The sequence below is a fragment of the Stenotrophomonas sp. PE591 genome (assembly GCF_018320795.1).
Taxonomy (GTDB): domain Bacteria; phylum Pseudomonadota; class Gammaproteobacteria; order Xanthomonadales; family Xanthomonadaceae; genus Stenotrophomonas; species Stenotrophomonas maltophilia.
Window position 1 is genome coordinate 173,621 of sequence record NZ_JAAOKO010000010.1, and the last position, 8,799, is coordinate 182,419.

Below are 8,799 nucleotides of genomic sequence, written 5' to 3' on the forward strand. Positions count from 1 at the left end.
CTACGCGCCGGACCGGGCCGACGCGTAAAGAGTGCATAAATTCCGTGGGCCAACCCGTAACCAGGCCCGGGGTAGCGCCGGGCCATGCCCGGCGGAGGTAGCGCCGTCAGCCCGCCGGAGTGTCCGCCGGCACCAGCCCCTTCAGCTCGCGATAGCGCTGCAGGGTGCTGTCGATCTCGGCCTTCAACGCCTGCTGCTGCTGCACCAGCCCGGCCTGCAAGCGCTGCTGCGCCTGCAGCTGCGCATGCCGCTTGCGGATCGCCTCGGCCTGCTTGTCGACCACCTTGGCGCCGGCCAGCTCGCGGTCTCCCGCCGCCGACAGCAGCGCCACCAGCGACTCACGCAGGCTGGTGACGTTGTACTCGGCTGTCTTCAGGTTGTTGTCCAGCACTTCCTGGCGCTCGGCAAACACCCGGCGCAGGTCGGCCTCGCTGCCGTAGGTGGACAACATGGCCTGCTCGGTGCGCTGGCGGGTCTGCTCGGCCATCAGGTCCAGCTGTTGCTGCTGCGCAGCGGTGCTGGCAGCGGCACGCTCCTCGTCGGTCAACGCGCGTTGGACCTGCGCATTGCGCAGGCCCGTGCTCGCATTGAATTCCTCGCGGGCATGGTTGACCGCGTCGGCCGGCAGCGAATCACTGCAGATCCGCTCCTTGCCCTCGTTCCAGCAGTACAGCTTCTTTTCCGCCTTGCCGCTGTCGCGCGACTGCGCCGGTACGGTGAACGGCACGACCAGCAGCAGGCCGGCGAAGAGGACAGCAGGAACTCGGGACATGACCTTTCCCCTGGGTCGGTCAGCGGATCGAACGAACGCCGTACTGGGCCCGGTAGGCTTCCAGCGGCTGCCGGTAACCCACAAGTTCCGGGTTGCCGGAGGCGAAATCAAGCAGATCGGCCAGCGATGCCACGGCGATCACCGGGATACCGGCTTCTTCGGCCACCGACTGCGCGGCAGAACGGCGGTCGGTCTCCGAAGCGATCTCCTGGCGGTCCAGTGCCACCACGATGCCGGCCGGGGTGCCACCGGCGGCGCGGATGATGCCCAGCGCTTCGCGGATCGCCGTACCGGCGGTGATCACGTCGTCGACGATCAGCACGCGCTTGCCCTGCATGTCGGCGCCGATCAGCTGGCCACCCTCGCCATGGTCCTTGGCTTCCTTGCGGTTGAACGACAGCGGCAGGTCGCGGCCGCGCTGGGCCAGCTCGCAGGCCATCGCGGTGGCCAGCGGGATGCCCTTGTAGGCCGGGCCGAACACCACGTCGTACTTGATCCCGCTGGCATCGATGGCATCGGCATAGCAGGCGCCGAGCTGGGACAGCAGCGAACCGGAGTCGAAACGGCCGGCGTTGAAGAAATAGGGGCTCAGCCGGCCGGACTTGAGGGTGAACTGGCCGAAGCGCAGGGCGTCGGCGGTCAGGGCCAGCTGCAGGAAACGGTGGCGGTGGTCGCTCATCAAAACTCGATTCATCTTCATTTGGAGCACAAATCCTAATCCAGCTGGGCGTTTCGCGCTCGTCCGGCCCCGTGTGAAGGCGCTGGCGGGCCCACCCGGCGGACTGCGCAGCCCTGCAGTCAACCGGTATGCTTGCCCGGTTTCCCGCCGTAGGTCTTCCGCATGCGCATCATCAGTTTCAACGCCAATGGCATCCGTTCCGCCGCGACCAAGGGCTTCCTCGACTGGTTCCGTGCCCAGGATGCCGATGTCCTGTGCATCCAGGAAACCAAGGCCCAGGAAGACCAGCTGAGCGACCCGATGTTCCGCCCGGACGGCCACCACTGCTTCTACCGCGACGCCATTACCAAGAAGGGCTACAGCGGTGTGGCGATCTACAGCAAGCGCGAGCCGGACCAGGTCATCACGTCGCTGGGCTGGGCCCCGTTCGACGACGAAGGCCGCTACATCGAGGCACGCTACGGCAACCTCAGCGTGGTCTCCTTCTATATCCCGTCCGGCAGCTCGGGCGACCTGCGCCAGGGCTTCAAGTTCGAAGTGATGGAATGGCTGCGGCCGATCCTGGAGGAGTGGGCGCGCAGCGGCCGCGACTACGTGCTGTGCGGCGACTGGAACATCGTGCGTTCGGCGCTGGACATCAAGAACTGGAAGTCCAACCAGAAGAATTCCGGCTGCCTGCCGGAGGAACGCGACTGGCTCAACGCCCTCTGCGCCGACCACGGCCAGGCCACCGATGTCGCTGCCGGTCGCGGCTGGGCCGATGCCTACCGCCTGCTCAACCCCACCGGAGAGGACTACACCTGGTGGAGCAACCGCGGCGCCGCCCGTGCCAACAATGTCGGTTGGCGCATCGACTACCAGTTCATCACCCCGGGCCTGCGTGACCGCCTGCGAAGCTGCTCGATCTACCGCGACGAGCGCTTCTCCGACCACGCCCCGTTCACCGTGGACTACGACCTGTGACCGAGGCTGCCAAGCCGCGCCGACCGTGGCAGCAGGTGTTGTCCAACCTGAGCCAGCGCAAGGTGCTGGCGATGCTGCTGCTCGGCTTCAGTTCCGGCCTGCCGATCTATCTGGTGGGCAACACGCTCGGCTTCTGGATGCGCAAGGAAGGCATCGAGCTGAGTACGATCGGCTTCCTGTCATGGGTCGGGCTGGCCTACACCATGAAGTTCCTGTGGGCACCGATCGTCGACAAGACCGACGTGCCTCTGTTCGGCCGCTTTGGCCGCCGCCGTGGCTGGATGCTGCTGTCGCAGCTGGTTGTGGTGGTGGGCCTGGTCGGCATGGCGCTGGTCCAGCCCAAGGGGGGGCAGATCCAGTTCCTGGGTATCGCCTGGCAGCACATCGTCGTGTTCGGCGTGATGGCCGTGATCGTGGCGTTTGCTTCGGCCACCCAGGACATCGTCATCGATGCCTGGCGCATTGAAAGTGCTGACAACAGCGAGCAGCTTGGACTGCTGACCTCATCCTCGGCACTGGGCTACCGCACTGCATTGCTGGTCACCGATGCGCTGATCCTGATCATCGCGGCCCGTGTCGGCTGGCAGGTTTCCTACGAGATCATGGCCGTGCTGATGGCGCTTGGCGTGGTGGCCGTGGTCATGGCCCGCGAACCCGCGCGGGAAGTGGCTGCCGTGCAGGCGCAGGCGACCTCGCTGTGGACACCGCGCGGATTGTTCGACGCCGTAGCGGGACCGTTCATCGCCTTCGTCCGCGAGCATCGCAGCGGCGCGATCCTGATCCTGGTGGCCATCAGCGTCTATCGCATGGCCGACTTCGTCATGGGACCGATGGCCAACCCGTTCTACGTCGATCTCGGCCTGGACGAGGACACCGTGGGCGCGGTGCGTGGCTCGGTCGGGCTGGTCGCGACCTTCGTCGGTATTGCCGCAGCGGGCCTGGTCTCGGTCCGCTGGGGGGTGCTGGCGGCGCTGATGGTAGGCGCTGTGCTGGGGCCGGCCTCCAACCTGGCGTTTGCCTGGCTGGCCTATTCCGGCCCGGACACAACCCATTTCGCCGTCGCCATGGCAATCGACAACTTCGCCAGCGGCTTCGCCGGAACGGCGCTGATCGCCTACATGTCGAGCCTGACCAGCATTGGATACACCGCAACCCAGTACGCACTGCTGAGTTCGTTCTACGCGATGCCCGGCAAGGCGCTCAAGGGGCTCTCGGGGTGGTCGGTACAGACGCTCGCACAGGGCCGGACGCTGCTGGAAGGCTACGCGCTGTTCTTCGTCGGTACTGCGCTGGTGGCGATCCCGGTGGTGATCCTCTGCGCCCTGCTGATCCTGCAGCAGCGCCGTCGCCAGGCCGCCGGCTCAACCTGATTGCCTGCCCGCCCGGTCTGCGGGATCATCGCCCCGACGCGCCGAGGGGGCGGTGCCTTGCGAACGGGGAAGTGAGCATGGCCGACGTTGTGCTGCGGGACCTGGACCCGCTGCTGCTGGAACGTATCAAACGCGTCGCGGTCGCCCGCGGCTGGACCCACGAACAGACCTGTGCCGCCTTGCTGGAGCAGGGCCTGTTCAGCAGTGAACTGGAAGTCCGCTCCGGCTTCGGCGATCCGGAAGTGGATGCCCTGTCCGATGCCATTGCCGCCCTGCAGGCCTTGCCCGCAGGGCAGGGCTTCGATTAGCGGCCGCGCCGCAATGCTGTAGAGACGAGCCCACGTCCGGCTGCCCGGTAGATCCACGCCACGCGTGGATGGCGCCACCTCACGCCAGGTGGATCGCACCCAGGATCCGCGGGCCCTTAGCTCCGGTCACGCTTGGCAGGTTGCCGGCCAGCCCGTCCATCGTCCGCTGCGCCAGCCATGCGAAGCCCATTGCCTCCACGTACTCCGGGTCCAGCCCGTGCACGGCGCTGGATTCCACCTGCACGTCCGGCAGCCGCGCCGCCAGGCGCTTCATCAGCTGCCGGTTGCGTACCCCGCCGCCACAGACCAGCAGGCGCCGGGTCTGCGGCTGCTGCGCCAGCAGCGCATCGGCCACCGTTGCCACGGTCAGCTCCAGCAGGGTCGCCTGCACGTCGGCCGCCGCGTACTGGCCCTCGGCCATGTGCGCCTCGGCCCAGGCCAGGTGGAACTGCTCACGGCCGGTGCTCTTCGGCGGCGGCAGCGCGAACCACGGGTCCGAGCGCCAGCCCGCCAGCAGGCCCTCGTCCACCGCGCCGCTGGCGGCGTACGCGCCGTCGGCATCAAAGGTGCGGCCGGTGTGGCGCTGGCACCAGGCATCCATCAGCGCATTGGCCGGGCCGGTATCGAAGCCACGTACCGCACCTTCGCGCGGAATCAGGGTCAGGTTGGCGATACCGCCCAGATTGAGCACGGCGCGGTCTTCGTCGGCCGTGCCCAGCATGGCCAGGTGGAAGGCCGGCATCAGTGGCGCACCATGGCCCCCGGCCGCCACGTCGCGTCGGCGGAAGTCGCAGACCGTGGTGATCCCGGTCAACTCGGCGACGCGGTTGCCGTCGCCCAGCTGCAAGGTGAAGGCGGGGTCGGCCAGCGGCCGGTGACGCACGGTCTGCCCATGCGAGCCGATCGCGAGCACCTGGCTGCGGTCCACGCCAGCCTCGGCCAGCAGCTGGTTGGCGGCCCCGGCGAAGCTGATCGCGATCCGGGCGTCCAGCTCGCCCAGCTCCTCCAGCGAATCCAGTGGACCACCTTCGCCCAGCGTCACCAGCCGTGCACGCAGCACCGGCTCCCAGCGGGCGGTCAGGCCGTGCACGAAGCGGCAGCCTCCGCCGGCAGGAAACTGCACCAGCGCGGCATCGATGCCGTCGGCACTGGTGCCCGACATCAGGCCAAGGTACAGGGGGGCGTCAGTGTCGGCAGTCGTGTTCATGGCGGGCATAAAAAAAGGACGCGGCAAGCTTGTGCTGCCGCATCCTTCTTCGTCAACGCAGGGGCTCAGCCGCGCTTGCGGCCGGTGCTGCTCTTGTCCTTGGCGCTGGCCACCTCGGGGGCGGCCTCGTCGCGGCTGGTCGGTGCCGGGCTGGCATCGGCGTAGATCAGCTTCTCCATGCCCTGGATGCGGGCCATCGCCGGCGCGGTCTGCGCGCGGAAGGCGACCAGCTCGGCGCCCTTCAGCGGCTCCGGCGGCGGCATGGTCACGGTCAGCGGGTTGCGGTGCTCGCCGTTGACGCGGAATTCGTAGTGCAGGTGTGGGCCGGTGGCCAGGCCGGTCGAGCCGACATAACCGATCACCGTGCCCTGGGCCACCCGCTGGCCGGTCTTGATGTTCGCAAAGCGCGACATGTGCCCATACAGGGTGGTGTGGCCACGGCCGTGGTCGAGGATCACCACGTTGCCGTAACCGCGCTGCACGCCGGCGAACTGCACGCGGGCGTCGCCGGCGGCCATGATCGGGGTGCCGGTGCGCGCGGCGTAGTCCACGCCCTTGTGCATGCGCATCTTGCCCAGCACGGGGTGCTTGCGCGCACCGAAGGTCGAGCTCAGCCGCGCGAACGGGATCGGCATGCGGATGAAGCTCTTCTTCAGCGAACGGCCGTTGATGTCGTAGTACTCGGACTTGCCGTTGCGGTCGAAGCGGAAGCCGGAATAGGTCTTGCCACCGGTGGTGAAAGTCGCCGCCAGAATCTTGCTGGTGTCCACCTTCTCGCCTTCGCGCCAGGTTTCATCCATCACCACGCTGAAGCGGTCGCCCGGCTGCAGGTCCTTCGAGAAGTCGATGTCGTACTTGAAGATGTCGTCGGTCATCGTCGCGATCGCCGACGGCGACAGCCCGGCGCGGCGGGCCGCGGCATACAGCGAGCTGGTGATCTCGCCACTGGTGACCACCGTGCGCGTGGAGGTCTCGCGCTTGGTCACCTTCTCCTTGATGTCGTTACCGGCCAGGCTCAGCTCCACCCGGTTGTCGGCATCGCGGTCGAAGCGGATGCTGCGCAGGTCGCCGGACAGCGGCATGTCGAAGGCGATCTCGGCGCCCGGGCGAAGCTTGGTCAGCGCCTCGCGCGCGCCCGGGTGGTCCAGCACCCGGTGCAGGGTGGTCGCCGGGATACCGGCCTTGTCGAACAGATCGCTCAGGGTCTGGCCGCGTTCCACGCGCAGCACCTGCCAGCTGTCACCGGGCACCTGCTGCTGGCGGGCCATGGCCAGCGGCGGCAACGGCAGTGCCAGGCTGGTATGGCTGTCGGCAAAGGGGGCGTCGATGGTGTGCGAGAAGCCCGGCACGATCGTCGCCACCAGGGCGCCGATGGTCGCGAACAGGCTGGCATGCATCCAATGGCGCCGGGTCCAGCGCTCGTTGAAGGCCGCGGGAAGATGTTGCCTGAGCTTCCGATGCAGGGCGTTGTCGTGCAGGACGTGGAGGCGTTCCTGGAAGCGCTGCTTGCGTGCGCGCCCTTGTTCGGAATTGTGCATCGGCGGTTTTTTCCTGGTGGCCCGGGAGCGGGGGCCTGATCGCCGGTTACCATAGACACCTGAGAAAACCGCGTCAAACCCTTGTGCCCATTGGCTTTTGTGAAGCCAATCGGGTTAACTTTGCTTTAACACCCCACACAAGAATCGGCGTTGCCGGGAGTAGTCACGTGTCCTCGATTGAAGAAGCCCTTGCCCAGATCGGCCGTGGTGCCGACGAGATCCTCAAGCTCGAGGATCTGCGTGCGCGCCTGCAGGAGGGCCGCCCGCTGCGGATCAAGGCCGGCTTCGACCCCACCGCGCCCGACCTGCACCTGGGCCACACGGTGCTGCTGAACAAGATGCGCCAGTTCCAGGACCTCGGCCACCAGGTCATTTTCCTGATCGGCGACTTCACCGGCATGATCGGCGACCCGTCCGGCAAGAGCCTCACCCGCAAGCCGCTCAGCCGCGAGGACGTGCTGGCCAACGCCCGTACCTATGAGGAGCAGGTGTTCAAGGTGCTGGACCGCAGCCGTACCGAAGTCCGCTTCAACTCGGAGTGGTTCGGCAAGATGGGCGCGGCCGACATGATCCGCCTGGCCGGCCAGCACACCGTGGCACGCATGCTCGAGCGCGACGACTTTGCCAAGCGCTACGCCGCCCAGCAGTCCATCGCCATCCATGAGTTCCTGTACCCGCTGGTGCAGGGCTACGACTCCGTGGCCCTGGAGGCCGACGTGGAGCTGGGCGGTACCGACCAGAAGTTCAACCTGCTGATGGGCCGTGGCCTGCAGGAGCACCACGGCCAGAAGCCGCAGGTGGTGCTGACCATGCCGCTGCTGGAGGGCCTGGACGGCGTCAACAAGATGTCCAAGTCGCTGGGCAACTACATTGGCATCAGCGAACCGGCCATCGACATCGTCACCAAGACCATGAAGGTGGACGACACCCTGATGTGGCGCTGGATCGAGCTGCTGTCCTTCGACATCAGCCAGGCCGAAGCCGTGCAGCTGCGCGAGCAGGTGGCCAATGGCGGCCTGAACCCGCGCGTGGTCAAGCTGCGCCTGGCGCGTGAACTGGCGACCCGCTTCCACGACGCCGCAGCGGCCGAGCAGGCGATCGCCGGCTGGGAAGCGGCGGTGACCGGGCAGGGCGACATCACCCAGCTGCCGCTGCAGGACGTGGCGATCCCGGTCGAAGGCCTGCGTATCGCTGCGCTGCTGACCGCGGCCGGCCTGACCCCGAGCAACTCCGAAGCCAACCGCAAGCTCAAGGAGCGCGCGGTCAAGGTGGACGGTGAGGTGGTCGAGGACGGCCAGCAGGTGCTGCAGCCGGGCTTCGAAGGCCTGCTGCAGGTCGGCAAGCGCACCTTCGCCCGCGTACGCCTGGTCGCTGCCTGAGACAAAGGAAGGGCCGGCGCAGCCGGCCCTTCCTTATGCTCTTGTAGAGCCAAGCCCACGCTTGGCTGCTCTTCGGGCGGTCCTCCCGCAGCGCGACGGATGAACGGATGCAACATCCGGTGAAAAAAATCGCCACACCCCCTTCACAAACGATGGGAATAGGGACATACTTCTCCTCCCCCGTCGCAGGGGTCGCCACCAAGGGGCTTCAGCGACAACAGGGCGCCCACCACCGCCGAACGAGATGATCGAACGAAGGTGTTGACGGACTGAAAAAGTCTGGCATAATGGGCGGCTCGCTACGAAGGAAACTTCGCAGCACACGGGAACGGCGCTGAGGCCACTTCCCAAGATCTTTGAAAGTATGCGCAGGTATCTTGTGAAGGCGCCTGCAGGAAGGATGATTGTCCATCTTGCAGACGTTTGATCAAGCAACTATTAATTGTTTTAAAGCAAGCGATACGTTGCCAGAATCAATCATCTGCAGCTTTAAATTTTGATCTTCGGATCATGCAGTTTTAAGTGAAGAGTTTGATCCTGGCTCAGAGTGAACGCTGGCGGTAGGCCTAACACATGCAAGTCG

At 66.5% G+C, this 8,799-nt stretch carries 8 protein-coding genes and 1 rRNA gene; 5 read left to right on the top strand and 4 right to left on the bottom strand.

Annotation, left to right across the window (positions count from 1 at the left end; translation table 11 throughout):
• Positions 1 to 106: 106 nt before the first annotated feature.
• Complete coding sequence (locus JLDANKMP_RS19560) at positions 107 to 772, bottom strand: hypothetical protein (protein ID WP_212561888.1); 666 nt, start codon at positions 770 to 772, stop codon at positions 107 to 109.
• Between the two features lie 19 nt (positions 773 to 791).
• Entirely contained in the window at positions 792 to 1,451 is a 660-nt protein-coding gene (pyrE, locus tag JLDANKMP_RS19565) for an orotate phosphoribosyltransferase (protein ID WP_005407772.1), read from the bottom strand.
• Positions 1,452 to 1,613: 162 nt separating this feature from the next.
• Between pyrE and JLDANKMP_RS19570 the strand changes: the two genes are divergently transcribed.
• From JLDANKMP_RS19570 to JLDANKMP_RS19580, 3 genes are all read left to right on the top strand, one after another.
• The gene (locus JLDANKMP_RS19570; RefSeq protein ID WP_024956358.1) at positions 1,614 to 2,414 is read left to right on the top strand and encodes an exodeoxyribonuclease III; all 801 of its coding nucleotides are present in this window, start codon (positions 1,614 to 1,616) and stop codon (positions 2,412 to 2,414) included.
• Entirely contained in the window at positions 2,411 to 3,784 is a 1,374-nt protein-coding gene (locus JLDANKMP_RS19575) for an MFS transporter (RefSeq protein WP_005412009.1), read from the top strand. Before JLDANKMP_RS19570 ends, JLDANKMP_RS19575 begins: the two co-directional genes overlap by 4 nt.
• Before the next feature lie 77 nt (positions 3,785 to 3,861).
• Entirely contained in the window at positions 3,862 to 4,092 is a 231-nt protein-coding gene (locus tag JLDANKMP_RS19580; RefSeq protein ID WP_005407775.1) for a hypothetical protein, read from the top strand.
• Between the two features lie 79 nt (positions 4,093 to 4,171).
• On the opposite strand, the gene JLDANKMP_RS19585 is transcribed toward JLDANKMP_RS19580, so the two are convergent.
• Entirely contained in the window at positions 4,172 to 5,299 is a 1,128-nt protein-coding gene (locus JLDANKMP_RS19585) for an anhydro-N-acetylmuramic acid kinase (RefSeq protein ID WP_212561890.1), read from the bottom strand.
• 65 nt (positions 5,300 to 5,364) lie between these two features.
• Positions 5,365 to 6,837: a peptidoglycan DD-metalloendopeptidase family protein gene (locus JLDANKMP_RS19590; RefSeq protein ID WP_212561891.1), complete on the bottom strand. Its 1,473-nt coding sequence runs from the start codon at positions 6,835 to 6,837 to the stop codon at positions 5,365 to 5,367.
• A 167-nt stretch (positions 6,838 to 7,004) separates the two neighbouring features.
• Between JLDANKMP_RS19590 and tyrS the strand changes: the two genes are divergently transcribed.
• Both tyrS and JLDANKMP_RS19600 read left to right on the top strand, forming a co-directional pair.
• Entirely contained in the window at positions 7,005 to 8,216 is a 1,212-nt protein-coding gene (gene tyrS, locus JLDANKMP_RS19595) for a tyrosine--tRNA ligase (protein WP_005407778.1), read from the top strand.
• Between the two features lie 519 nt (positions 8,217 to 8,735).
• Positions 8,736 to 8,799, top strand: a 16S ribosomal RNA gene (locus JLDANKMP_RS19600); the annotation flags it as partial.

What these genes read in the sequence shown, in the direction of transcription:
- JLDANKMP_RS19560 (WP_212561888.1), bottom strand. Translation starts at nt 772, where the DNA reads ATGTCCCGAGTTCCTGCTGTCCTCTTCGCCGGCCTGCTGCTGGTCGTG.
- pyrE (WP_005407772.1), bottom strand. Translation starts at nt 1,451, where the DNA reads ATGAGCGACCACCGCCACCGTTTCCTGCAGCTGGCCCTGACCGCCGAC.
- JLDANKMP_RS19570 (WP_024956358.1), top strand. Translation starts at nt 1,614, where the DNA reads ATGCGCATCATCAGTTTCAACGCCAATGGCATCCGTTCCGCCGCGACC.
- JLDANKMP_RS19580 (WP_005407775.1), top strand. Translation starts at nt 3,862, where the DNA reads ATGGCCGACGTTGTGCTGCGGGACCTGGACCCGCTGCTGCTGGAACGT.
- JLDANKMP_RS19585 (WP_212561890.1), bottom strand. Translation starts at nt 5,299, where the DNA reads ATGAACACGACTGCCGACACTGACGCCCCCCTGTACCTTGGCCTGATG.
- JLDANKMP_RS19590 (WP_212561891.1), bottom strand. Translation starts at nt 6,837, where the DNA reads ATGCACAATTCCGAACAAGGGCGCGCACGCAAGCAGCGCTTCCAGGAA.